Source organism: Micromonospora sp. U56 (assembly GCF_018070095.1).
Taxonomy (GTDB): domain Bacteria; phylum Actinomycetota; class Actinomycetes; order Mycobacteriales; family Micromonosporaceae; genus Micromonospora; species Micromonospora purpureochromogenes.
This window is the reverse complement of the sequence record NZ_JAGPYL010000102.1, coordinates 1-22,448: the sequence shown is the minus strand read 5'-3', so window position 1 is coordinate 22,448 and position 22,448 is coordinate 1. Positions and strand designations below refer to the sequence as shown.

General features: G+C 68.4%; 29 protein-coding genes and 1 pseudogene. 10 read left to right on the top strand and 20 right to left on the bottom strand.

What is annotated here, in order from left to right; all coding sequences use genetic code 11:
* Positions 1–30 precede the first annotated feature (30 nt).
* Both msrA and msrB read right to left on the bottom strand, forming a co-directional pair.
* The gene (msrA, locus tag KBX37_RS26350) at positions 31–537 is read right to left on the bottom strand and encodes a peptide-methionine (S)-S-oxide reductase MsrA (RefSeq protein ID WP_210778580.1); all 507 of its coding nucleotides are present in this window, start codon (positions 535–537) and stop codon (positions 31–33) included.
* A 9-nt stretch (positions 538–546) separates the two neighbouring features.
* The gene (gene msrB, locus KBX37_RS26345; RefSeq protein WP_210778579.1) at positions 547–1,026 is read right to left on the bottom strand and encodes a peptide-methionine (R)-S-oxide reductase MsrB; all 480 of its coding nucleotides are present in this window, start codon (positions 1,024–1,026) and stop codon (positions 547–549) included.
* Between the two features lie 439 nt (positions 1,027–1,465).
* On the opposite strand from msrB, the gene KBX37_RS26340 reads away from it, so the two are divergent.
* Complete coding sequence (locus tag KBX37_RS26340; protein ID WP_307849208.1) at positions 1,466–2,209, top strand: SDR family oxidoreductase; 744 nt, start codon at positions 1,466–1,468, stop codon at positions 2,207–2,209.
* Positions 2,210–2,647: 438 nt separating this feature from the next.
* Here the strand turns inward: KBX37_RS26340 and KBX37_RS35290 are convergent, their stop codons facing one another.
* From KBX37_RS35290 to KBX37_RS26315, 6 genes are all read right to left on the bottom strand, one after another.
* Positions 2,648–2,782 (bottom strand): hypothetical protein, encoded by a 135-nt coding sequence (locus tag KBX37_RS35290; RefSeq protein ID WP_256440366.1) that lies wholly within the window; start codon positions 2,780–2,782, stop codon positions 2,648–2,650.
* A 70-nt stretch (positions 2,783–2,852) separates the two neighbouring features.
* Complete coding sequence (locus tag KBX37_RS26335; protein ID WP_210778578.1) at positions 2,853–2,999, bottom strand: hypothetical protein; 147 nt, start codon at positions 2,997–2,999, stop codon at positions 2,853–2,855.
* 81 nt (positions 3,000–3,080) lie between these two features.
* Positions 3,081–3,491, bottom strand: a complete 411-nt coding sequence (locus tag KBX37_RS26330) for a GNAT family N-acetyltransferase (protein ID WP_210778577.1) — start codon at positions 3,489–3,491, stop codon at positions 3,081–3,083.
* Positions 3,492–3,576: 85 nt separating this feature from the next.
* A complete protein-coding gene (locus KBX37_RS26325; RefSeq protein ID WP_247658922.1) occupies positions 3,577–3,879 on the bottom strand; it encodes a DUF6510 family protein in 303 nt (100 codons plus the stop codon).
* A complete protein-coding gene (locus tag KBX37_RS26320) occupies positions 3,876–4,616 on the bottom strand; it encodes an FAD-binding oxidoreductase (protein ID WP_210778576.1) in 741 nt (246 codons plus the stop codon). Before KBX37_RS26320 ends, KBX37_RS26325 begins: the two co-directional genes overlap by 4 nt.
* Complete coding sequence (locus KBX37_RS26315; protein WP_210778575.1) at positions 4,586–5,182, bottom strand: sulfite oxidase-like oxidoreductase; 597 nt, start codon at positions 5,180–5,182, stop codon at positions 4,586–4,588. Before KBX37_RS26315 ends, KBX37_RS26320 begins: the two co-directional genes overlap by 31 nt.
* 427 nt (positions 5,183–5,609) lie before the next feature.
* Here KBX37_RS26315 and KBX37_RS26310 point away from each other — a divergent pair, with 427 nt between their 5' ends.
* Both KBX37_RS26310 and KBX37_RS26305 read left to right on the top strand, forming a co-directional pair.
* The gene (locus KBX37_RS26310) at positions 5,610–5,939 is read left to right on the top strand and encodes a hypothetical protein (protein WP_247658920.1); all 330 of its coding nucleotides are present in this window, start codon (positions 5,610–5,612) and stop codon (positions 5,937–5,939) included.
* A 287-nt stretch (positions 5,940–6,226) separates the two neighbouring features.
* Entirely contained in the window at positions 6,227–6,688 is a 462-nt protein-coding gene (locus tag KBX37_RS26305; RefSeq protein WP_210778574.1) for a DUF5709 domain-containing protein, read from the top strand.
* 103 nt (positions 6,689–6,791) lie between these two features.
* On the opposite strand, the gene KBX37_RS26300 is transcribed toward KBX37_RS26305, so the two are convergent.
* Both KBX37_RS26300 and KBX37_RS26295 read right to left on the bottom strand, forming a co-directional pair.
* Positions 6,792–7,313, bottom strand: coding sequence for an SMI1/KNR4 family protein (locus KBX37_RS26300; protein ID WP_210778573.1), 522 nt, complete (start codon positions 7,311–7,313; stop codon positions 6,792–6,794).
* Positions 7,314–7,336: 23 nt separating this feature from the next.
* Positions 7,337–8,202 (bottom strand): IS5 family transposase gene (locus KBX37_RS26295; protein ID WP_210778581.1). Its coding sequence is split into 2 segments (ribosomal slippage): positions 7,337–7,863 and positions 7,863–8,202, totalling 867 coding nucleotides; the frame shifts between segments, so codons are not numbered across the junction.
* A 114-nt stretch (positions 8,203–8,316) separates the two neighbouring features.
* On the opposite strand from KBX37_RS26295, the gene KBX37_RS26290 reads away from it, so the two are divergent.
* A complete protein-coding gene (locus KBX37_RS26290; RefSeq protein WP_210778572.1) occupies positions 8,317–8,634 on the top strand; it encodes a cupin domain-containing protein in 318 nt (105 codons plus the stop codon).
* A 43-nt stretch (positions 8,635–8,677) separates the two neighbouring features.
* On the opposite strand, the gene KBX37_RS26285 is transcribed toward KBX37_RS26290, so the two are convergent.
* Positions 8,678–9,643 carry an SDR family NAD(P)-dependent oxidoreductase gene (locus tag KBX37_RS26285; RefSeq protein WP_210778571.1) on the bottom strand — a complete coding sequence of 322 codons (966 nt, stop codon included), beginning with the start codon at positions 9,641–9,643 and terminating at the stop codon, positions 8,678–8,680.
* An 85-nt stretch (positions 9,644–9,728) separates the two neighbouring features.
* Between KBX37_RS26285 and KBX37_RS26280 the strand changes: the two genes are divergently transcribed.
* The 3 genes from KBX37_RS26280 to KBX37_RS26270 all read left to right on the top strand — a co-directional run bounded on the left by KBX37_RS26280 (position 9,729) and on the right by KBX37_RS26270 (position 12,620).
* Positions 9,729–10,640: an AraC family transcriptional regulator gene (locus tag KBX37_RS26280; RefSeq protein WP_210778570.1), complete on the top strand. Its 912-nt coding sequence runs from the start codon at positions 9,729–9,731 to the stop codon at positions 10,638–10,640.
* Positions 10,641–10,836: 196 nt separating this feature from the next.
* The gene (locus KBX37_RS26275) at positions 10,837–11,766 is read left to right on the top strand and encodes an SDR family oxidoreductase (protein WP_210778569.1); all 930 of its coding nucleotides are present in this window, start codon (positions 10,837–10,839) and stop codon (positions 11,764–11,766) included.
* A 20-nt stretch (positions 11,767–11,786) separates the two neighbouring features.
* On the top strand, positions 11,787–12,620 hold the full coding sequence (locus tag KBX37_RS26270; RefSeq protein WP_210778568.1) for a helix-turn-helix transcriptional regulator: 834 nt from the start codon (positions 11,787–11,789) through the stop codon (positions 12,618–12,620).
* Between the two features lie 901 nt (positions 12,621–13,521).
* Here the strand turns inward: KBX37_RS26270 and KBX37_RS26265 are convergent.
* From KBX37_RS26265 to KBX37_RS26255, 4 genes are all read right to left on the bottom strand, one after another.
* Positions 13,522–13,857, bottom strand: coding sequence for a cupin domain-containing protein (locus KBX37_RS26265; RefSeq protein WP_210778567.1), 336 nt, complete (start codon positions 13,855–13,857; stop codon positions 13,522–13,524).
* A 133-nt stretch (positions 13,858–13,990) separates the two neighbouring features.
* Positions 13,991–14,425 (bottom strand): hypothetical protein, encoded by a 435-nt coding sequence (locus KBX37_RS26260; protein ID WP_210778566.1) that lies wholly within the window; start codon positions 14,423–14,425, stop codon positions 13,991–13,993.
* A gap of 17 nt (positions 14,426–14,442) precedes the next feature.
* Positions 14,443–14,577 carry a hypothetical protein gene (locus KBX37_RS35285; protein WP_256440365.1) on the bottom strand — a complete coding sequence of 45 codons (135 nt, stop codon included), beginning with the start codon at positions 14,575–14,577 and terminating at the stop codon, positions 14,443–14,445.
* A gap of 314 nt (positions 14,578–14,891) precedes the next feature.
* Positions 14,892–15,308 (bottom strand): group III truncated hemoglobin, encoded by a 417-nt coding sequence (locus KBX37_RS26255; RefSeq protein ID WP_210778565.1) that lies wholly within the window; start codon positions 15,306–15,308, stop codon positions 14,892–14,894.
* Between the two features lie 53 nt (positions 15,309–15,361).
* On the opposite strand from KBX37_RS26255, the gene KBX37_RS26250 reads away from it, so the two are divergent.
* Together KBX37_RS26250 and KBX37_RS26245 are read left to right on the top strand one after the other, a co-directional pair.
* Complete coding sequence (locus tag KBX37_RS26250) at positions 15,362–16,024, top strand: metalloregulator ArsR/SmtB family transcription factor (protein WP_210778564.1); 663 nt, start codon at positions 15,362–15,364, stop codon at positions 16,022–16,024.
* Complete coding sequence (locus KBX37_RS26245) at positions 16,021–16,434, top strand: hypothetical protein (protein ID WP_210778585.1); 414 nt, start codon at positions 16,021–16,023, stop codon at positions 16,432–16,434. The genes KBX37_RS26250 and KBX37_RS26245 overlap by 4 nt, the downstream gene beginning before the upstream one ends.
* On the opposite strand, the gene KBX37_RS26240 is transcribed toward KBX37_RS26245, so the two are convergent.
* Both KBX37_RS26240 and KBX37_RS26235 read right to left on the bottom strand, forming a co-directional pair.
* Entirely contained in the window at positions 16,356–16,649 is a 294-nt protein-coding gene (locus KBX37_RS26240) for a transposase (RefSeq protein WP_210778563.1), read from the bottom strand. The two genes, KBX37_RS26245 and KBX37_RS26240, sit on opposite strands and share 79 nt — an antisense overlap.
* Positions 16,650–17,109: 460 nt before the next feature.
* Positions 17,110–17,406 (bottom strand): annotated as a pseudogene (locus tag KBX37_RS26235) (transposase); the annotation flags it as partial.
* A gap of 582 nt (positions 17,407–17,988) precedes the next feature.
* On the opposite strand from KBX37_RS26235, the gene KBX37_RS26230 reads away from it, so the two are divergent.
* Positions 17,989–18,720, top strand: a complete 732-nt coding sequence (locus KBX37_RS26230) for a carbon-nitrogen hydrolase family protein (RefSeq protein WP_210778562.1) — start codon at positions 17,989–17,991, stop codon at positions 18,718–18,720.
* Between the two features lie 245 nt (positions 18,721–18,965).
* Here KBX37_RS26230 and KBX37_RS26225 read toward each other — a convergent pair whose 3' ends face one another.
* The 3 genes from KBX37_RS26225 to KBX37_RS26215 all read right to left on the bottom strand — a co-directional run bounded on the left by KBX37_RS26225 (position 18,966) and on the right by KBX37_RS26215 (position 21,730).
* Positions 18,966–19,292, bottom strand: a complete 327-nt coding sequence (locus KBX37_RS26225) for a nucleoside monophosphate kinase (RefSeq protein ID WP_210778561.1) — start codon at positions 19,290–19,292, stop codon at positions 18,966–18,968.
* Positions 19,293–19,575: 283 nt separating this feature from the next.
* Positions 19,576–20,010 (bottom strand): hypothetical protein, encoded by a 435-nt coding sequence (locus KBX37_RS26220; protein ID WP_210778560.1) that lies wholly within the window; start codon positions 20,008–20,010, stop codon positions 19,576–19,578.
* A gap of 202 nt (positions 20,011–20,212) precedes the next feature.
* Complete coding sequence (locus KBX37_RS26215; protein WP_210778559.1) at positions 20,213–21,730, bottom strand: hypothetical protein; 1,518 nt, start codon at positions 21,728–21,730, stop codon at positions 20,213–20,215.
* Between the last annotated feature and the right edge of the window lie 718 nt (positions 21,731–22,448).

The window sequence follows — 22,448 nt, the reverse complement described above, 5'->3', positions numbered from 1 at the left end:
CGCGGACCCGAGGTCCGCGCGCCGGAGGTGTCAGGCCGTCGCCCGCTTCGGGAGCTTCCACCCGGGGCGGGGGAAGTGGCAGGTGTAACCGTTGGGGTAGGTCTGCAGGTAGTTCTGGTGCTCGGGCTCAGCCTCCCAGAAGTCGCCTGCCGGGGTGACCTCGGTGACGGCCTTACCGGGCCACAGGCCCGAGGCGTCGACGTCGGCGATCGTGTCCTCGGCGACCCGCTTCTGTTCGTCGGTGGTGTAGAAGATCGCCGAGCGGTAGCTGATGCCGATGTCGTTGCCCTGGCGGTTCTTCGTCGAGGGGTCGTGGATCTGGAAGAAGAACTCGAGCAGCGCGCGGAAGTCGGTCTTCTCGGTGTCGTAGACGACCTCGATGGACTCCGCGTGGGTGCCGTGGTTGCGGTAGGTGGCGTTCGGGACCTCGCCGCCGCTGTAGCCGACGCGCGTGGACACGACGCCGGGCTGGTGGCGGAACAGCTCCTCCATGCCCCAGAAGCAGCCGCCGGCGAGGATCGCCTTTTCGGTGGTCACGTCGTCTCCTTACTTGTCGTCGGTGTCAGTGTTGGCGTCACTCGTGAACAGGGTGCGGTATTCGCCGTACCCTGCGCTCTCCAGGTCGTCGAGGTGGATGAACCGCAACGACGCAGAGTTGATGCAGTAGCGCAGTCCACCCTCGTCGCGGGGACCGTCGTTGAAGACGTGGCCGAGGTGGCTGTCCCCGTGCAGCGAGCGGGCCTCGGTCCGGATCATCCCGTGGCTGGAGTCTTCGCGCTCGACGACGTTCGTCTTGGCGATCGGCTTCGTGAAGCTCGGCCAGCCGGAGTTGCTGTCGTACTTGTCGACCGATGCGAACAGCGGCTCGCCGGACACGACGTCGACGTAGATGCCGGGCTCGTGGTTGTCCCAGTAGGCGTTGGCGAACGGCCTCTCGGTGCCGTCCTGCTGGGTCACGCGGTACTGCTCCGGGTCGAGCCGCGAAACGGCTTCCCGGTTCTTGTGGTATTGGGTCTGCTGGGGCACAGCTCTCCCTTCCCGGCCTTTCGCCGTGAAGCTGGGGAACCAGGCGAAACGCGCCTGGACGCGCAAATATACAGACACCCCACGGACCGGTTGTATTCCCGCAGCTCCTACTTTTTTTTGGACCATGAAGTCCATGGAAGGCACCCGGAAGCGATCGGCTGTGTGCCGTCGTTGCGGCGGTTGGCTTGGGGTATCTCGCCGTCACGCTAGCACCCGCACGACCCCCAGACTGGACTTGACCGACCAGTTCCACCGCGACTAGGTTCGGGACCTGCGGCTGTGCACCTCCGCTAGCGACGAGCGGTCCGACTTGCCCATTGGCGCCGAGTTCTACGGACCTCGCGCCACTCCTCGCGGAACCGGGTGCCGTCAACACAAATTGCGATTCAGTGGGGAAGGAACAACTGTCATGAGTGAGAGTTTCGAGGGCCGTAAGGTCGTGGTCGTCGGCGGCAGTAGCGGCATGGGCCTCGCCACGGCCCACCAGGTCGTCGCCGGGGGCGGCACCGCCGTGATCACGGGCCGAGACCCGGAGAAGGTCGGGGCCGCGGTCGAAGCCTTGTCGCAGAACGGAAAGGCATGGGGCATCACGACCGAGCTGACCGACCGCGACCAGGTGCCCGAACTCCGAAAGCAGCTCGCCGCCGAGCACGCCGACGCGACCCTCCTCGTCAACGCTGCGGGTTTCTTCATCCCGAAGCCGTTCGGCGAGTACGACGAAGCCTTCTACGACTCGTACAACGAACTGAACCGGGCGCTGTTCTTCATAACGCAGACCGTCGTCGCGGGCATGGTCGCCGGGGGCCGGGGCGGCGCCATCGTCAACATCGGCTCGATGTGGGCGCACCAGGGCATCGCGGCGACGCCGCACACCGGCTACTCCGTGCAGAAGGGCGGCCTCCACTCGTTCACCAAGGCCCTCGCGATCGAGCTGGCGCCGCACAGCATCCGGGTCAACGCGGTCGCGCCTGCGGTCGTGAAGACGCCCCTGTACCTGGGCTTCGTCCCCGCAGACAAGCTCGATGAGACCGTCGGCAGCTTCGACAGCTTCCACCCGCTGGGGCGTGTCGGCAGCCCGAAGGACATCGCGAACGCGGTGTCCTTCCTGCTGTCGGACAAGTCGAGCTGGATGACCGGCGCCATCGTTGACGTCGACGGCGGCGTCATGGCCGGCCGCAACTGACCCTCGAAACGTAACGCCGGGATCACGCCGGCTGGGCTGCGGACGTGCCCGTACGCGTCCGCAGCCCACGCCCGCGGGGAAACCACCAGCAGATTCGGCGAGATCGAGGCCCGGCCGACCCGCACGTGGTCGCGCTCGATGGTGAGATCAGCGACTCCACCCATATCGACCAGTTCGCCAAGGCCTACCCCGGCCGCTACTTCCAGTGGCAGATCGGCGAGCAGCAGCTCATCGCGGCCTGCGCACTACACGGACGTCTACCCGGTCGTGTCCGGCGAGACCGAGACAGTCCCGGTGGGTGGGTCGGAGGTAGTGCGGTCCGGTCCCGACGACGTTGTCACGCTAGATCAGGGCGGGCGAGCGTTACGGTGCACGAATGCGTGGCCGCGTCCCGACTGGCGGCTTTGCGGCCATGGGTGACGATCGAGAGCGGCCACGTCAGGCCCGGGTCGCGCCCGGCACCGCAGCCGTGCCGGGCGTGGCGACCGGCACGACGTCGGGCACCACCGCGACCCCGAGCCCGGCGGACACGTACTCTGGCAGCATCCGCAGGTCGGCTAGCTCGAGGAGCACGCGCCTCGGCGGCCCGATCCATCGATCAAGTCCACCGTCCGTGCGACCAGCGCGGCCCGTTCGGCGTGTCCTAGACGACGACCCCGGCCACCGCCAGCCCGTCCCGCAGAGCGTCGGCCGTCGTGTATTCCTTGCGCGCCCTGGCCAACTGGCGCTGCTCCAGCGTGACGTCGACGAGCTTGCCGAGCGCATCGCGGTACTCGTCGCCGGCGCCCACCTAGCCTTCACGCGATGTACCCCGCCGTTGGGGACGCCTGAACCTTCTCAGCGGTCGGCGTTCAGACGCGACGACGCGTGCTCAATGCCCATGCCCGGCTGCGTTCGACCGAGGGAATGCCGGGTCTAGAACGTCGGCATAATCCGGATGAGCATTGACGAATGCTGCCGCGAACGGACACGTGACGGTGGCGGTCTTTCCTTGCATGCGCAGCTCGTTGAGGACGCCGCCGATGAGCCTGGCGGCTATCCCCTTCCCCCGGAACTCGGGGAGCACGGATGTCGCCAACAGTACGACGCGGCTCCCGACCTTGCTGTAGACGATCCCAGCGGCTGTCCGGCCCCCTATCGAGGCCTCGTAGATGCCGAGCGCACTGTTGTTGGTGATGACGAGGTCTTCCGCGTCGGGCCCGGTGGCTCCCGACAGGTTCGAGCCACCCAAATCATGCTCGGCGCTGGTCAACGTGATCATATCCTCGGCGTTGCCCGCCATGTTGTCTCCTGAATCTCGCGTCTGGGCAGCGACCTGGGAGTGCTCAGTCAGGTCGGATGAAGTGGCAGGAGTATCCCGCCTCGGACTATTGCGGCACTGGGAGGCTGAGGACGAGCGACCCACGCAGGTCGACCAGGAAACGGCCGGCCGTGCGCACCACGCGCATGACGACGTCCTCGCAGCCGGGACATCGCGCGACGAGGCCGGGCGCTCGGTCGAACACGCGCATCGCGGCTAGCGGACGGGTCGTCCGGCAGCTGGCGCAGGTGAGCTCGGCAACGGTGAGGTCGGTCCCCATGATCTCGCCGAGCGGTCCGGCGAGGGCGTTACCGTCCACCCAGGGGGCATCGTCTGCTCCGACGTTGGTGGTCGACATGGTCATGGTCATCCTCCGGTGGGTCCGAAGCGTTCGGTGCGGATGTTCGTGGGGTCGTGGCCGATGCCGACGAGGAGGTCGGCAACGGTCTCGACGAATCCGGTGGGCCCGCAGACGAACGCCACAGTGTCGGCATCGCGGGGCCAGGCGACGCGGGCGAGGGCGTCCGCATCCAGTCGTCGGGGTGGGGTCGGCCAGCCAGGGGGCGCGACCCTGGTATAGACGTGCGTGACGGCGACGCGCCTATCGCCTGCGGCTCGTGCAGTTGCCAGATCCGCGGTGAACAGCGCTTCGGACGGGGATCGCGTCGAATAGAGCAGCCTGGTGGGATTCGTCGCCGCACGCACCATCGACATCAGCGGCGCCACGCCGGACCCGCCGCCGATCAGCAACGCCGGGCGCGGATCGGCGGGTCTGCGTACGAACCAGCCGCCGAGCGGCCCACGGATCTCGAGCTGGTCACCCGGCTCGGCAACGTCGACGAGGTACGGCGAGACCTCACCGTCGGTCACCGCCTGGACGGTCACCTCGAGCCGGTCGGGCCCCGGGGCGGACGAGATCGAGTAGCTGCGGTACGCCGTGTAGCCGTCGGGAGCCGTCAACCGGACGTCGACGTGCTGGCCCGGCACGTGACCTGTCCAGCCGTCGACGTCGAGGACCAGGGTCCGCGCCGTCGCGGTCTCCGCGCGGGTGGTGGCGACGGTCGCCGGCTGCCAGGTCAGTCTGCCCGGTACCGCTGCTCGCGCCATGGGTCACCGTAGTTGTGGTAGCCGGCCGTCTCCCAGAACCCGGGCTCGTCGTCGAGACGCAGTTCCAGTGCGCGCAGCCATTTCGCGCTCTTCCAGAAGTACAGGTGAGGAATGAGCAGACGAGCTGGCCCGCCGTGCACCGGCACCAAAGGTTCGCCGTCGAACTCGTACGCCACCCAGGCCTGGCCGTCGATAAGGTCCTCGAGCGGGATGTTCGTAGTGTAGCCGCCGTAGCAGTGCGCGACGACGTACTCGGCGGCCGTCTCGACGTCGGCCAGCAACGTGTCCACCGAGACGCCTCGCCAGCGCGTGCCGAACTTCGACCAGTGCGTGACGCAATGGATGTCCACGGTCGGTTCGTCGGCAGGAAGGGCGGTGAACTCCGCCCATGACCACGTGCTCCGCTCGCCGGCCTCGGTGACGACGGCGAGCTCCCACCCGTCGAGACCGATGCGCGGTGTCGGTCCCGCCGACAGCACCGGGAAGTCGTCCGTGCGGTACTGGCCGGGCGGGAGGTCGGTGTCGTCGCGTCTGCGGCCGCCGAAGCCGCGTGTGATCAGTGCCATGCGTCCCTCCCCAAGCGGCCGAGCAGCCGCGATCCCGCTGCCACCCGTGCATCCACTCGGCCGGTGGATGTCGATGTGGTACCCGCCCATGACGTCATCGTCAGCGAGTGCCCCGATGATGAGATTCTCCGCGGTGGGGACGTGGTCGCCCGCAATCCGGGATATATTAACTGGACCATCGCGTCCAGAGTAGGCCGGCGTGGCACCGGTCTGCAAGGCCGCTGACCATCGGTGGCCAGCAGCAGCAGCAGCGCCTGACGGTTGTGGCGGTGCGCCCCCACCTGGCGGATGCCTCCGCAGCGAGCATATGGTGGACTATAGCGTCCATAGGGTGCCGCTAGAGAGCGTTCCAAGTTAGTCGTTCGACATATCGTCGCCGCTGCGAGATGGCGGCGGCCAGTGTCTTGCCCGATGTCAGGAGAGTTCGATGGACCCTGTTCCTTCCGGTGGGGACGGTGTCGATGGCCAGCCGGTCGATGCGGTGGACATGATCGCCGCCCTGACCGCTGCACAGTTTGTGTTCCAAGACGGTGCAACTCAAACGTTCACGGCGGATGGTCGAACGACCTACGTCGACAGGGGCACACCGTCAGCTGGCGAGTGGTCTGTCACGGGTGACGGGACCTTCGCTTCATTCTGGCCGCCGACGTACCGGGCGACGTACACGGTTCGGTGGATCGTCGAGGACGGAGTGCGGGTGGGCGTCAGCTTCACGGATACCCGGAGCGGAGTCCGCTACGACGGCCGGTACCGGTGACTGGACGAGACCGCAGCCATACGTCGAGTCACGAATCGTTCGGTTACCCACTGTGAGGTTGCTCGACTCCTGGCTCAGGGCACTCTCCTCGTCCGCATGACGATCCCTTTCAGCGGGAGGCAGGTGTCTCCTTGACCGGCTGAACAGGCGACGGCCGGTACCGGAACATCCGCCCCGAGGCCGCCTGACACCGGCAGCAGACACTCAGTAACCCAACCAGTTTCAAGATCAGCAGGAAACATCCTAGGTTTCCACCATCGCTGGAGTCTTACGAAGGAGAGACGGCCGTGAGCCAGACCGAGAGCATCGAGCCCGTCGAGGAGTGGGACGCGATCGAGGACGACGGGGTCCTGGACGCCTCGGACACCCTGGACGACGATCGCGTCAGTGATCCCCTCGATACCGGCATCGTCGCCGCAGATCACTGGACGGGCGCGAACCGCTTCGGCACCACCATCGCCGAGCAGCGGGCGGGCGAGTCCCTCGATCAACTGCTGGGCCAGGAGGAGCCGGACCTCGATCCGTACGCCGAGGTGGCCGACGACGAGGATGAGCTGGCCCGGCGGGGGTACGAGCGGGAGACGCGCGCGGGGCGCCTCGTCGCCTACGACGAGGGTCTGGGCGCGGACGGGGAGGCCGAGTTAGTGGCGTGGGACGCCGGAATCGACGCGGGTGCCGCGAGCGCCGAAGAAGCCGCGATCCACCTGGTCGACGACCCCAACGGCCCCGGCGATGGCCCGTTGCGATAAGTCGGGCCGTTCGCACAGCCCTAGAGGTGCAAGGACGGGCTTAGAGCCTGTCCTGCCGATCATGAGGATCCAGCTTCCATTATTGACAGGTCAAACTCCAGGGCTACTCCGCCGGTGCGTGCGTGTTGAGCAGTGCCTCAAAGGCGGGGAACTGGGCTTGCGCGGCGGCGATCACCTCTGCGGTCGACCGTCGGGCGGAGCCGGTGTGCCGCTGTGCGATTGTCGTCAACGCTGCGATGGGCTCGGGCACGCGCTCGATGCCGTCGACCGTCTCGAGCGGGCCGACGCCGTTCGCCAGCAGCCACAGATAATCGCCAAGGTCGCGCGCGATGACGGTGTACTCGCCTTCAGAGCCCAAAAAGACGACCGATTGGCGGTCAAGAGGGCCGCCCGGGTTACGGAGCCAGAAGGCGGCCAGGCCACCGGTGCCGTCCTGGCCGAAGGCGCGGAATGGAGGAGCGCGAGCCATAGGGTCGTTCGTCCAGTTCTGCCACCACTCCATCATTTCGCCCGACCACACGAACGTGTCGTACGGATCGAAGTCATGCCCGCTGTGCTCGTGGAAGAACCCCGCCATGTGTGCCTCGACGAGCACCGCAGGCAGCGTCAGGTCCTCCTCCGTCATCGATGCAGTCTAGATAGTGCCGATCATGCAAGCCACATGATCGCGGCGATCAGGACCACGCTGGATCGGTAGAGGGATGCGCGTTTGGCGTAGCGGGTGGCCAGGTCACGCCACTGCTTGAGGCGGTTGAAGCAGCGTTCCACCACGTTGCGCTTCTTGTAGATCACCTTGTCGAAGGTTGGTGGTCGGCCGCCGGCGCTGCCCTTGGCGGCCCTGCGGGCTATCTGGTCCGACCGTTCCGGAATGACGTGCCGGATCCTGCGTTGCCGCAGCGCTCGGCGGGTCGAGTCGTGCGCGTAGCCCTTGTCCGCGATCAGCACGTCGGGGCGCTTGCGGGGCCGGCCGGGTCCGGGCTCGTTGACGCGGATCGCGTCGAGCAGGGCCAGCAACTGCGGATTGTCGTCGGCCTGACCCGGGGTGAGCAGGATGGACAACGGCCGGCCACGCCCGTCGACGGCGAGGTGAATCTTCGTACTCAGCCCGCCGCGGGATCGGCCGATGGCCTCACCAACTTGCGCACCAGGCGTCGCCGCACCAGCCGGAGATCCCCGTTTTTGCGGGCGCCAGCAGCATGCTGATGCGCCCGCACGATCGACGAGTCGACGCTGATCGTCCACTGCACCGGTGTCCCGTCGTCATGCACCTGCACCGCGGACCGGATCCGGTCCCACGTGCCGTCCGCGGTCCACCGGCGCAGCCGTTCGTGGCAGGTCTTCCACGGCCCGTACCGTTCCGGCAGGTCACGCCATGGTGCCCCGGTGCGCAGCTTCCACAGGATCCCGTTAATGACCTGCCGGTGATCCCGCCACCGACCCCGAGCCCCACCCGGCTCCGGCAACAACGGCGCTATCACCGCCCACGCCTCGTCCGTCAACTCGCCACGGCGCACCACCGGCACATCGTCAGCGATCCACCGCTACAAGATCGGCCCTAGGCCGCGCAACGCGCCGGGAACCCGGAGGAGCACCATGTCCCAGGACCCGGTGCCGCGTCCGCGCCCAGCGTGAAGCGCACCGAACTGCAACGCCATCCGGCCTCGGTACCGGGCAAGCTGATCGTGCAGACGCTCTTCGAGATCCCGGTCGGCCTGGCGTCGGGGAGGCACAGCCACCCCGGCGAGGAGGTCGGCTACCTCATCCACGGCACCGTTGCGATGGAGTTCGACGACCGGCCGACGTTCACCATCCACGCCGGCGAACCGTTCCTGATCCCGCCGCACACCATCCACAACGCCCGCAACATCACCGACCACACCACCACGCGGATGCTCTCGACGTACCTGGCCAACGAGAACGAGCCGCTGGTCACCCAGTACCACTGACCGGTGCCCGACCGTACGCAGCAACCAGGCCGCCGTCGGCTGTTCAGCGGCGGGCGAGCAGCCCCTCGGCGTACGCCCAGAGCCGGTCGGCCGCGGTCGGGTCCACCGCGTGCTCAGCCACGCCGGTTATCGGCTCGGGTCCACCCGGCATCACCTCGGACTCCTGGTTGTCCTCGAAGTACCGCCCGGTGACCCCCTCGAGCAACGGCGAGGCAGCCAGCAGCACGGTGGTCGCCGCGCCCTGCTCCGGCGTCTTGTAGTGCGGCAGGTCGATGCGGTTGCCCGCCTCGTCCAAGACCCCGAAGGAACGCAGGGCCTCGTCGGAGAGGTGGCGTTGCAGGTTGGTGTTGATGACCCCCGGGCTGAGCGCGTTGGCGGCGATCCCGTCCGATGCCCAGCGGCGTGCGATGCCGACGGCAAGCAGGGCGCCGGCCGTCTTGGACTGGCTGTATGCGGTCCACGGGTCGTACGGGCGCCGGTCGAACTGCGGGTCGTCGAAGTCGACACCGGCCCGCAACTGGGCGCCGGAGCTGACCACGACCACCCGGGCAGAGCCTGCGGCCCGCAGGTTGTCGTGCAGGCCCCGGGCCAGCGCAAAGTGGCCCAGGTAGTTGGTGGCGAGCTGAAGTTCCCAACCCTCGGGGGTGAGCTGCCGGTCGGAAATCGCCATGATCCCGGCGTTGGCCACCAGCGCGTGCAATGGGCCCTCCCAGCCGGCGACGAAGGCGTCGACCGAGGCCAGGTCGGCCAGGTCCAGGGCGGCGGCACGGACAGTGCCCCGCCCCGATCCGGAGAACTCCTCCACCAGATCTGCGGCTCGGGCCGGGTCCCGGGTGGCCACGGTGACCTCCGCGCCGGCGCCGGCGAGGGCCCGCGTGGTCTCTAGGCCGATGCCGGAGGCGCCGCCGGTGACGATCATCCGCCGTTCGGTGAGGTCGACGCCCTCGACGATCTCGGCGGCGGTGGCCCGGGCGGTGAACGGGGTGCTCAGGCGAGCCGTGCTTGTCATGACGCCAACGCTACGAGCGCCCCACCTGGACTGCCTATACTCTGGAGTCTGTCACTCTTTAGCGTGCGTCCAAGGGAGGGTTCGGATGGACCCGTTGGAGGACGTGCTGTCGCTGCTCGAAGCGAACGTTCACCTGTCGTCGGCCATGTCCGCCGGGGGCCGGTGGGCGGTCCGGTTTCCGCCTCCGGCCGGCGTCAAGTTCAACGCGGTGAGCCGGGGCCGTTGCTGGCTGCGGGTTGACGGCGTGGGTGATTCCATCCACCTCGGTGCGGGCGACTGCTTCCTGCTGACCCGGCCGCTGGCGTTCACCCTCGCCAGCGACCTGGACGTGCCCACTGAACCGGCGCACCCGCTCTTCGCGGCGGCCGTCGAGGGCGTCGCCCGCGCGGGCGAGGGGGACGAGGTGTTCCTCGTCGGAGGCGCGTTCTCCTTCACCGGGCGGGCCCGCGCACTGCTGCTGGACAATGTACCGCCGGTCCTGCACGTCTCGGCCGCGACGCCGGAGGCGGCCACCGTGCGCTGGGCGGTCGCCGAGATCGACGCCGAGCTGCGAGGTCAGCCGATGGCGGCCTCCCTGGTCGCCGAGCATCTCGCCGTGGTCATGCTGATCCGGATCCTGCGCCTGCACCTCGCCCGCGACCCGGGCCGGACGTCGGGCTGGCTGGCCGGGCTGACCGACCCGACGGTCGCCGCCGCGCTGCGCGCGATGCACGCCCGCCCGGCGCACCCGTGGACGGTGGCCGAGCTGGCCCGGGCCGCCGCCGTCTCCCGGTCCACGTTCGCGGCCCGGTTCAAGGACGTGGTCGGCAAGGGACCGCTGGAGTACCTCACCGAGTGGCGCATCGAGCTCGCCGCGGACCGGATCCGGCGCGGCGGCGACACCGTCGCCACCATCGCCCGGGCTGTCGGGTACGGCTCGGAGAGCGCGTTCAGCGTCGCCTTCAAACGCACCACCGGCCTTTCTCCCCGCGCCTACCGCAACGGGGCTGCCGCCTGACCACCGTCCGGAGCGGTTAACGCCTGCCGGCTGTGGACCAGCAGCTCGCGCACCGCCCGGCTCACCTCGGTCCCGGGACCGGCCGCCGAGACAGGGATAGCCGGTCCCTGGACAAGCTCACCCTGGGCACGTCGTCCGGTCCGGGTCAGGCTTGGCCCTGACCACGGGAACACCGCTGACCAGGGAGTTTGTTGTGATGGACGTGAACGTACCCGACCTGACCGGGCAGCTCGCCGTGGTTACCGGCGGCAGCGACGGCCTCGGCCTCGGCCTGGCCACCCGGCTGGCCCGCGCTGGCGCCGAGGTGGTGCTGCCGGTGCGCAATCCGGCCAAGGGCGACGCCGCCCTGGAGCGAATCCGGGCCGCCGCGCCGGGGGCCACCGTCTCGACCCGGGAGCTGGACCTGGCCTCGCTCGACTCGGTGGCCGCACTCGCGGACACGCTGCACGCCGAGGGCCAGCCGATCCACCTCCTGATCAACAACGCCGGCGTGATGACCCCACCCACCCGGCACACCACCGCCGACGGCTTCGAGCTCCAGTTCGGCACCAACCACCTCGGTCACCTGGCACTGACCGGACGGCTGCTGCCGCTGCTGCGCGCCGGCCAGGCCCGGGTCACCACCATGTCCAGCAGCGCCGCCCGTTGGGGCCGGTTGGACTGGGACGACCTCCAGGCCACCCGCACGTACAAGGCGATCCGCGCGTACAACGCCTCGAAATTGGCCACCCTGCTCTTCGGACTGGAACTGGACCGGCGCAGCCGGGCCGGCGACTGGGGCATCATGAGCAATGTCGCCCATCCGGGCACGACCCTCACCAACCTCTACGCCTCCGGCCCGAACCTCGGCCGTTCCCGCCCCTCCCCCAACGAAGCCGTCATGAGGCGGCTGGCCCGGTGGGGCGTTCTGGTGCAGTCGGTGGACGCCGGCCTGCTCCCCGCCCTGCACGCGGCCACCAGCCCGCAGGCGCAGGGCGGCCGGTTCTACGGCCCGGACGGGTTCGGGCAGTTCACCGGCAAGCCGACCGAGCTGGCCGTGTACCGCTCGGCCCGCAGCGCGGACGACGCCGCCCGACTCTGGGCGCTCTCCGAGCAACTGGTCGGCGTCACGTTCGCTGGCAACTGACCGTGCAGAGGAGATCACCCATGGACCGCGCGCAGTTCGCCGGCTTCCTCCGCGCCCGACGGGAGGCCCTGCAACCGGAGGACGTGGGGCTGCCCCGCGGACCGCGGCGGCGCACCGGCGGGCTGCGCCGGGAGGAGGTGGCCGCGCTCAGCGACATGTCGACCGACTACTACAGCCGGTTGGAGCAGCAGCGTGGCCCGCGCCCGTCGGAGCAGATGCTCGCCGCGATCGCCCGGGGCCTGCGCCTGTCCCTGGCCGAGCGCGACCACCTGTTCCAGCTCGCCGGGTACGCCACCCCGAAGCGGGCGCTGCGCGCCGAGCACGTCAATCCCGGGATGATGCGGATCCTGGACCGGCTCCGGGACACTCCCGCCCAGGTGGTGAACCTGGTCGGCGAGACGCTGGAGCAGACCGGTCCGGCGATCGCGCTGCTGGGCGACGAGCGCCGACACACGGGGCTGGCCCGCAGCCTGCACTACCGCTGGTTCACCAACCCGGCCACGCGGTTGATCCACCCGGCCGAGGACCGCGCCGCGCAGAGCAGGCTGATCGTGGCCGACCTGCACGCCACGTACACCCGCGACGGCAGGGGCTCGCGGGCGGCGCAGATCGCCGACGCGCTGCTCGCCGAGAGCCCGGAGTTCGCCGAGCTGTGGAACGAGCACCCGGTGGCCGGGCCGTACTGCGCGCCGAAGCGGATCCAACACCCGGAACTGGGGCTGCTGGAGCTGCACTGCCAGACGCTGGTCGACCCGGACCACTCACAGGCCCTGCTCGTCTACACCGCCGCGCCGGGCAGCGAGAGCCAGGAGAAGCTCCAACTCCTCTCCATCATCGGCGGCCAGCGGCTGTGACCGACTTCGTGCCGGCGCCGTAGCGGAGATCTCGATGGTTGGTGCCATCCCTCGGAGTCGAGCACCAACGCCGCAGCCTGGCGGCGGAACTCCTCAGGGTGCTTGCTCTGTCGACCGAAGCGTTTCCTCCTCCTCGGCAGGATGCCATGTCAGGAGGTCTCCGGTCTCAGCGGTCACTTGAGTCTCTCTTCTGTGGAGCATCTGCCCGGTAATCAGACGGATCGGCCGCGAGGCCAGGACGAACCGCCGCAATCCACTGTGGCCACCGGGCTGGTGTCGGTGGCCGCCGTGACGATCGCCAACGGCGCGGACAACGTCTCCGTCTGCACAAGAAGTCGGGCCGCTACCAAACCCGGGGCGATTCAACCCGGCTGCTCCCAACGGGCTCCCCCGCTCCCCGCCCCACACGGACCCACACGGTCAGCCGGGACAGTCTGCCTAACGCAGGGCCGTCCGCCCTGCGGCACGACGCGAGCGATCCGACGGTGGGCACGGACGGTGACGCGCGCTCGCGGACGCCGCGCTTTGTCAGCGGCAGATGAATCTGTTGATTCTGCACGGTCCGCCGGTGGCACTGTCGCTACCGGCGGATCGTCTCGCTGACGAGTCCTGCGGGCCGGCGGCCCGGCGCGGTGGTTAGGCTTTACGGATGCAGGGGGCGGTGTGCTGGAGCGACCTCGATGGCTGAGCCGACGATGTTCGTCAGCAGGCGCTGGCGCTGCCTCATGTGGTCGAGATCGACAGTGACGGCTTCGACTTCCGGATCGCCGTGCGTCGAGGATACGGAGCTGTTGCTGGGCGATCCCGTCGTGCCCGATGAGGTCGTGCGGTCGCGGTAACCGTTCAGCCCGGCGGTGGCCGTCGCCCGCGCGGTAGCGGGGGAAGAGCGGGCCGACCGTCTTCACTGACCGAGCTTTGCCACTGTCAGCAACACCACCGCGTCCTCGTGGGCGACCAGGCGGTGCCGCTCCGGTGGCACGAGGATCAGGTCCCCCTGGCGTCCGGTCCAGCTTGCCGCGGAACCGATCAGTTCGACCCGCCCCCGCAGCACCAGCACTGTCGCCTGGCCCGGGTTCTCGTGCTCGCTGAGCTCGACCCCGCGACGCAACGCGATGATCGTCTGTCGCAGCGTACGTTCATGTCCGCCGAAGACGGTCTCGGCGCTGCGACCGGACTCGGATGCCGCCGCCCGCTCGCTATGCTCGCGGGCCAGCGCGTCCAGGCTGAGTTTCTGCACCTCTCGCCCACCTGTCTGTTCAACCGGAACGACGCCACCGCCTCGGCGGATGCCGGAACGTCGTACCTGCCAGCGTCGGATAGAGCGAGAATACCGATCTCGGGCCGCCAGCCGGTGTGGTCGGCGGAAGTCGTCAGCGCAGCCGTAGGACCAGCGAGATGCCCAACCACGCCACCGTGACCAGCTTGATCGCTTCCATGGCGATATATACCACGTGCAGGTGGGAGGCGACTGGTTGCCCACCGGCGATGATCTGCTGCGCCCGTACGTCGAGCAGGGGTCGCATGACGAAGGCCTGGGTCAGCAAGACCGCCCCGGTGACCGCAACGAGCGTCCATCGAACTGCCCCAGCGCCGGCGCCGACCAGCGCCAGAGAAAGCAGGAGGAACAGCGTCAGCTCCGCCACATTGAGTGCGCGGAACACCAGGCGCCCGATGCCGAGCCCGAGAGCACGGGTGATCCCGGGAGCGCGGAACTTCAACGGCGCCTCGATCAGGGAAATGGCCACCACCATTCCAAACCAGACGAACGGGATCGCGACCTGCGCAACGAGTCGTAGCCTGTCCATTATTTTCTCCCTCTTTGCTACTGCGACAGCACGCCCGGGGCCATCTCTCGCTGGATCTCCTTGACGTGCAGCTCACGGCGGTGCATGGTGCCGGTCGGACTGGGTGGCGCGACGGCGTCGCGGGCGGCGAAGGTCGGTGCGGGGGTCGCCATCGGGTCGAGGGTCGGGCCGGGGTTCTGATGTTCCGCCGCCGGCTGCGCTGGCGGAGGCGCCGCGCCCACCGACACAATCTGGAGGGTCATGCCGGCCTGGCGATGTCCGGGCAGGGAGCACCACCCCCGGATCGCCGCCCTGTCGACTCCCGCGCCCAGGCGGACCGATTCACCCCGGCCACTAGTGGGGTCCGAGTGCCAGGTCCTGAGATCCGACGGCCGGCCGCCGGCTGCCAATGGCAGGTCAGCCACCAGATGAGCGCGACTGACCTGGTGGGCGACGGACGAGTCGACCTGTACGCGGCGGGGCCCGGTCAGGACGAGGGTTGGCGGGTCCGAATGGTGTGGTGCTCGCTGCCGGTGCCGCCGTTGAGGCGCCGCAGCATCGACTGCGCGATCCGGCCAGCCTGCGCCTTGGCCAGCTCGGCCTTGGGGCCGGCGTGCCGGTCGTCGATGGTGCCGCACCACAGCTGCCACCAGCGGTCGAAGTGCCGCTCGGCCAGGGGCTCCCGTCGGTGCAGGTCCACATGCAGGCGGAAGGCGCTCCCGTGGTACGCGCCGGTGCGGAACAGCACGGTCTCCCAGAAGTCGCACATGATCGGCAGGTGGGCCGTGAGGTCCATCCGAGCCACGTCGATGAAGACCGGACCGAGCAGGTCGTCGGCGAAGGCCCGGCGGTAGAAGTCGGTCACCAGGGCGGTGATGTCGGCGCGATCGGCGATGTCGGCCATGGGACCCTCCTTTTCACTATGCCCATCGTATAAAATAGGTGCGTGGTGAAGACGTGAGCTACGCCGCACTCGCCGTGCAGAGCCGGCGCCGGATCCTCGACACGCTCCGCGCGGCGGACGGCCCGACCGGCGTCAGCGAGCTGGTCACCGTCACCGGACTGCACGCCAACACGGTCCGTTTCCACCTCGAGGTGCTGGTCGAGGCGGGCTTCGTCAGCAGCGGGCCCGGCCCGCGGCGCGGTCGTGGACGCCCGCACACGGTCTACCGCAGCGTCACACCGCCGGCGCCGCCAACCGGGTACCAGTTCCTCAGCCAGGTGCTGGCGGCCCAGCTCGACGACCAGGGCGCGGGTGAGCTGGCCGAGCAGGCCGGCCGCTCCTGGCTGCGCGGCGACGGCCGCTCCGCGGCGGCACCGCCCGGCGCCGATCCCGTGGGCGTCGCCACCGCCCGGGCGCTCGCCCTCTTCACCGAGCTGGGCTTCGAGCCGGAGCGCGCGGCCGACTCCGCCACCGTCCAGATCGACCTGCACGCCTGCCCGTTCCTGGAGGTCGCCCAGCGCCACCCCGACGTGGTCTGCGCCATGCACCGAGGCCTGCTCCGGGAGGTCGTCGAGGCGGCGGCGCCGGGCCTGGCCGCCGAGCTGATCCCGTTCGCGCGACCGGGCGTCTGCGTCGCCCGGCTCACCCCCACGGAGAAAGGAACCGTCCGCTCATGACCAGGCTCCGGGACATCGGCCAGCTGGCCGTTCCCATCCTCTGGCTGGGGATGGTGATCGCCATCTCGCTCATCGAGGCGCCGCTGAAGTTCCGGGCACCGGGCGTCAGCCTGCCGATCGGCCTGGGCATCGGGCGACTGGTCTTCCGCGCCCTGAACGCGGTCGAGTTCGTCCTGCTGAGCCGGGCTGACCGTGGCGGTGCTCGGGCGTCGATCGGCGCGGCCCGCTGGGCGGGGATCGGCGCCCTCTGGCTGGTCCTGCTCACCCAGGCCGCCGTCCTGCGGCTAGCTGGTCTTCTCCGCGTCGATGAACCGGTACACGTCGGTCCGGTTCACCGCTCCGTCTCGCGTGCGAAGAAGAGCGCGGCCTTTTTCAAGATCTCCTTCTTCAGCTCCAGCTGCGCGACCTGACGCCGCAAGCGGATCAGCTCAGCCCGCTCGTCAGCGGCCAAGTCACTGGGCCGGCCGCCGTCGCGTTCCTGCCGCAGCTGCGCCACCCAGTTGCGCAGCGTCTCGTGGTTGACGCCCAACTCCCGGCCGACGTCACGGATCGTGCGACCCGAGTCGAGCACCAGCGCCGCGGCCTGGCGCCGGAACTCCTCGGGGTACTTGCTCTGTCGAACCACAGCGGTTTCCTCCTCCTCGGCAGGATGCCAAGTCAGGAGGTGTCCGGTCGCCGAGCCGGAGACGGGCGGTGAAGCGCCTCAATGAAGGGCAGCTCCGGTAGGAGCTGCGGCGGGCCGAGCTGCGCAACCTCGGGCAGGCCATGGCGTTCCAGCCCCAATGTAGGGCAGCTCCGGTGAGAGCTGGGGCGGTGGAGCCGCGCCGGTTGACGTGGCCGCTGCACGTGCCTCAATGAACGACAGCGCCGGTGAGAGCTGCGGCGGCGACCGCGGCCAGCAGGTCCAGGTTCTCCTCAATCAGGCCTGAATGAAGGGCAGCTACGGCGTCTCGGCGCGTTCGTCGATCCGCTCCTTGACAGCCTCGCCTCAATGAAGGACAGCTCCGGTAGGAGCTGCGGCCCGTTGCGGTACGCCTCGGAGGTGTCGATGCCGCCGCCTCAATGAAGGGCAGTTCCGGTGACGCCTGATCCACCCGCCGGCGCCGCTCAAGCAGGCTGGGGAAGAACGAGCCGGTGCGCAGCTTCGGGATCCGCAGATCCAGATCACCGGCGGTCGTGGTCAGGGTGCGGGGCCGGTGGCCGTTGCGCTGCGCCACCCGGGCCTCGCTGCGCTGGTGCGGGGCGGCGCCGATCACCGCGGTCAACTCCGCCCCGATCAACGCCTGATAGATCGTCTCGGCCGCCTGCCGGACACGATCATTCACATCCGCTGCCTTGAGTGCATCCAGCACGTCCAACAAGGCAGACTGGTCCAGGGTCATCGCGTACTCCGTCCTCTGCGTGTTCTTGGTCGTTCACACAGAGACTCACGCGATGACCCACCTCTATCTCGGCGGCACGCCGAAGCCGGTCAGCTTCTACACCACCCGGCGGGACGCAACCCTCCTTACCGCCCTGACCTGCGCATACTCCCCGAGCAGGCGACATGGACAGCCGTCGACTGCGTTGCAATACGGCTGAGCGCTCCGTGTGAAGCAGGACGCCGCACCGACGCTGACATGCAAAAACGGAAACCCGCAGGTCGGGGTGGGTGCAGTTGACTACTGTTCGGTGCCGTTGAGCGCAGTTGACCGCCGTTCAGTGCAGCCGGCCGCTCCCCACCCGCTCCCCTGATCCCACCCGCCTGGACCCACACGATCAGCCAGGACGATCTGCCTAGCGCAGGGCGTCCGGTCTGCGCCACGAGGCGAGCGATCCGACAGTGGTATGGACGGCGACGAGCGGGGCGGCGGACGCCGCGCATTATCGGCGGCAGGTCCGTGCATCGGATCTACGGGCCAGACCCGCTACTTTCTGATCTGATGCGCACCCGGCTCTCTCGCGCCAGCGGGTAGGTTGGCGCGGTGCGGATCGGTGCCTGCCAGACCCGGGAGATCCTCGGTGACGTGGACGCGGCGGTGACGGTCATCCAAGACTTCGCGGACCGGGCTGACGCGGCAGGGGTTGAACTGCTGCTGTTCCCAGAGTGCTTCCTGCAGGGCTATCTGGTCACGGGCCAGCATGTGCACCGCCACGCATTCGACGTGCGTTCGACGGAGTTCGCTGCGGTGTTGGCACGGCTGGCCGGCATCCGGCAGATGCTTGTGCTCGGCATGATCGAGCGGTGGCGGAGCCGGTACTACAACACGGCCCTGGTCGTCACGGACGGTCGAGTAGTAGGCGAGTATCGCAAGACCTTCCTGACCAGCGGAGAGCCGGTCTTCACCGCGGGCGACACCTACCCGGTGTTCACCCACGACGGTGTGCGATTCGGCATCAACATCTGCTACGACACGCAGTTCCCGCAGGCAGCGGCCGCGGTGGCGGCGGGTGGAGCGCAGGTGTTGCTAGTGCCGGCGCAGAACATGATGCGCCGCGAGAAGGCACTCTGGTGGCAGGCCCGGCACAACGAGATCCGCGCGCGACGGGCCCAGGAGACGGGCATGTGGCTGATCTCCGCCGACGTCACCGGCGAACGCGACGAGTCCCGGATCGGGCTGGGCCCCACCTGCGTCATTGACCCAGTCGGCCAAGTGGTGGCGCAAGTCAGCACGGGGACGACCGGAATGGCCACCATCGAGATCAACCCGCCGTAAGTCGCCCACCACCGAATTCGCTCCACTCGGCACGCGGCAGATCAGTACACCGACTTGGACCTGATGGGTTACTTCCCCGTGCTGACCACGATTGCCTGCAGATTGGCAGCGAGCTCCTCAAGCGATGCGGACTGATGCAGTACGTGAAATGCGTCAGAGGTGTGGTAAAACGCCCTTACTGGAGCCGCGTGCAGCCGGTGCTCGGCGAGAATCTGCGGGAACTGTTCGCGTCTTGCGGCCAACCGTCAGTCTTGGTCGATGCGGTCCTCGTCGAGCATCACCTGGATGACGGTGTCTGGTGCATGGCCTTGTCCGGCCAGCAGCTCGGCGTGACGAATGGTCCGTGGGTAACCGAACAGCACCCAGCAGCCTGGCGACCGTGCCAGCGTGTCCGCGACGAACTCGGCCAGCACCTCGTCTGGCACCAACTCGCCGGCCTGCATGTGACTCGCGAACCGCTGGCCCCATTCCGAGCCGCCCTGCACTGCCGCTCGGCAGAGGTTCCCGACGTTATACGCCTGCAGCCCCACGGCCTCGCCGAACAGCATTGCGGCGCCCCAGGCGTCGAGCACGCCGGGCTCCGCGATGACAGCTATCTTCCGCCGCACGCTCTCACTCTCCAACACCCAGAGAGCGCAGCTTATCGACGACTCGCCTACGTACTCCGGCGCAGGCGCGCTGGTCCGATCCCGGCTAGAGGCAGAAGCCATCCCTGCATCTCATCGAGAAGACCGCACGTCCGTCGCTCACCACGACGCCCGATCGGCGGCATGAGTGAGCGCAGCTGCCCCGCTTACCTCAGCGGGCCGACCCCAAGGTGAACTCGCCCGCCGGCCGACTCGCGACTGAGTAGGTTCAAATTGGAATGTCCGTGCCGATGCACGGCTTATCGCTGATCACCTCCACAACCACGTCGGTCGTGGCGGTCGCTCCTTTGGAGAAAGTTAGGCGGACGCCGTAGACCGTCCCGTGGCCGTCGATCGACGACCAGTGTCGGGCCCCTGATATGGCGAAGGATGTGATCCGCTGCTCTGTCCAGTCCGTTAGCGCCGTGTCATCAAGTCGGGCGACGGCCATGTCATCCCCACCGCAGAGCATCAGGCCGGCTCTCGCGCGATCGCCCGCCACGACCAGGCCGAGGTAGGTGGCCACATGCTGGTCCGCCTGACGTCGTTCGTCGCGAGCGGAAGCCCCAAAAAACGCTTTCCCGGACCAACAGGCGAGAAATGCGACGACCAGAATAGCGGCCGCCCAGCGCAAGCCCGAACGACGCCAGATTGATACCGCCATAGCCGGGGATCGTAGTCTCGCCCGCGCCCGCGCCCGCGCCCGCGCCCCTTCACCCGGACGCACGCTCATCGACAGTTGAGCACATCACCGGCCAGCACGATCACGGACGCCGCTGATGCCCTCGAAATCGCCGAAGAACTCATCGTGCCGGAGGTGCAGGTCGGGGGCACAGAGCCAGCGGCTACCGGCGCGAAAGTGCCCGCTACACCAGCTCGCGAGCGACCTGTGTACCCAGCCACAGGGCCGCGGCGGCGTGAGGAACGGTGTTGAGCGGAGTGAGCCGCTGCTTGCCGGTGAGCTCGAACTGATCGTCGAGTTCAACGCGGATCGAGTCCAGTCTCTTGCCGTCGATGTCGTCTCGGTCGTCCTCAAACTCCCAGTTCAGGTTGAATCCGTGCCGTCGGCACCTGAGCTCCGCTCCGCTCACCAGCTCATCGAACCAGCCTGGCTGACGGACCAGCACGAGCACGTACACCTCGGGGCGGAGGGTGAGTAGCGGCACCGAGATGCCGGTATATCTGATCTCGACCGCCGGTGGCTCCCCCATGGGTCCGGGCTGGGTGGCGTTGAGCAGGTGCTGGATCGGCCAGATGCCGCCGAGCGGATCGCGGAGGTCCCGGCTGTCGTAGGCCAGGTCGTCGTACCCGAACAACTCCTCGGCGAACTCGCGGAGGAAGGCTCGTTTCACCGAGTACTCCGCGCGCTCACTGCCGTACCGGGAACTGGTCGGCGCGAGGATTCCGGAGGGAAAGACATGCTGGAAGCCCGGATGCGTCTTGACGTCCCCGGATCTCCGGCTCAACAACGCGCTGTACCCCTGCTTCTCCTTCACGATCATTACTGCCGCCACCGACAAGGCGGCCGCCCGGTGGGCCCCGTTGAAGAGCTCGCTTCCGCCAGCCCGTTCTCGCAGCCAGGCACGTCGCGGGAAGTCGCTTAACGACCACACGGCATTCGGCCGGCGACTCACGACGTTGATGAACTCGCGTTCAAGCATTTCGGAGGTCGCCACCGACTGAAAGTAGGTGCCGTAGCGAGCATGAATGCGAAACCTGCCGGGCCGGTGGCGCTCGATCTTGTCGAGCGCGAACGTCTCCGCGTTGAACCGCCGAACTTCGTCGCGCCGCCAGTAGGTGCGTCGGAATTCCGCCCTGCCGCGGTGGTCGAAACCACGACCTTCCGCGTCGTACCGACGCCTGTCAGGCCGGACGTGATCGGTGACGTTTCCAATCGCTGAGTCGAGGTCGCCTCTGAGCTCGGGTGCCGCGACCTCGGCCCAGATCGGGAAGGTGAAGCCGCCCAGCGACACCAACGGGGTTTCGGGGTACAGCCTCCGCAGCGTTCCTTCCCAACCGGCTGCGTCGAAGACCTTCCTTACGCGGTTGTCTGATATCGAGTACCGCCTGCTTTCCAACTCGGCCAGCGCCCGCAGCGGCCACGGGCCCGGCTGGTGAGGCACTGTACGCACCTGGAGCTCTTGGAGCGGCGCTTCACAAGTACAACCATCGGACCGGCGCCCCGCGGAATCTTCAGCGATCGTCATTGGAACCGCGGCCGACCCGTCGCGGTGAGAACGTGCCTCCACCGTCGCCACCACCAGAAGCAGCAACAGGAAGGCGCCCAGCACGACCAGCAGCCACCGCTCACCGGGCAGGTCGACGCGGTTGGTGACCAAATTGCCGGCCAGCCCGAGCAACGCGGACGCAAGTACGGCAACCACTGCCCGAGCCGCTCCGCGTGTGCGTCTGTCTCCCCGATCCATCCCAACCCCTGCAATCGCGGCCCCGGAAGTGATGGCAAGTGTCAGGGCCATCCGCACCCGTGTCTGAGAGCACCGGTTGCCCATCTGCGCGGCAGCGCCTGCCAGAGACTTTAGGGACTCGAGGTCCAGCTGACCTCCACCGGCCGGACAGCGTCGCGTCGGTCAGGAAACCCGGTTGCCTGACCCTTCGGGCCCACCGAAGAGGTCACCGAGCATGAGAGACTGCTCAGAGGGTTGCTGGTGAGATTCAAGTCCCAGCTTCCGGGATCCGTACCAACGCCGCCGCGACCGCACTTTAAGCCGGACGTCGATGCAGCGTGGCCCCTGCGAATGGCGCTGGCGGAGCCCAAGACGACAGCTGGCACCAGCCAGGCGCGAGGCAGCCACCCCTAATGGGAGGTGTCGGGTTGGCCGGGAGGCAGACTCGATGTCCGGTAGCCGCGGGCGAGTGAGCACTCCCACCCCTTGGACCGGTGAGTCCTAGGGTCAGACCGTGCCCTTGCTCGTGGTCGGGAGATGAACGGCTGATGGGATGTCGTGCCTGCCGGTTTGGCGTGAGCACTGGTCCATTAGGGCGCTGGTTCTCCTGGGGCTGCTGACGGGTTTTCGGCAGGACGGAGGCGGGTGTGCTGTTCGTCGGTGACGACTGGGCGGAAGATCATCACGATGTGGAGGT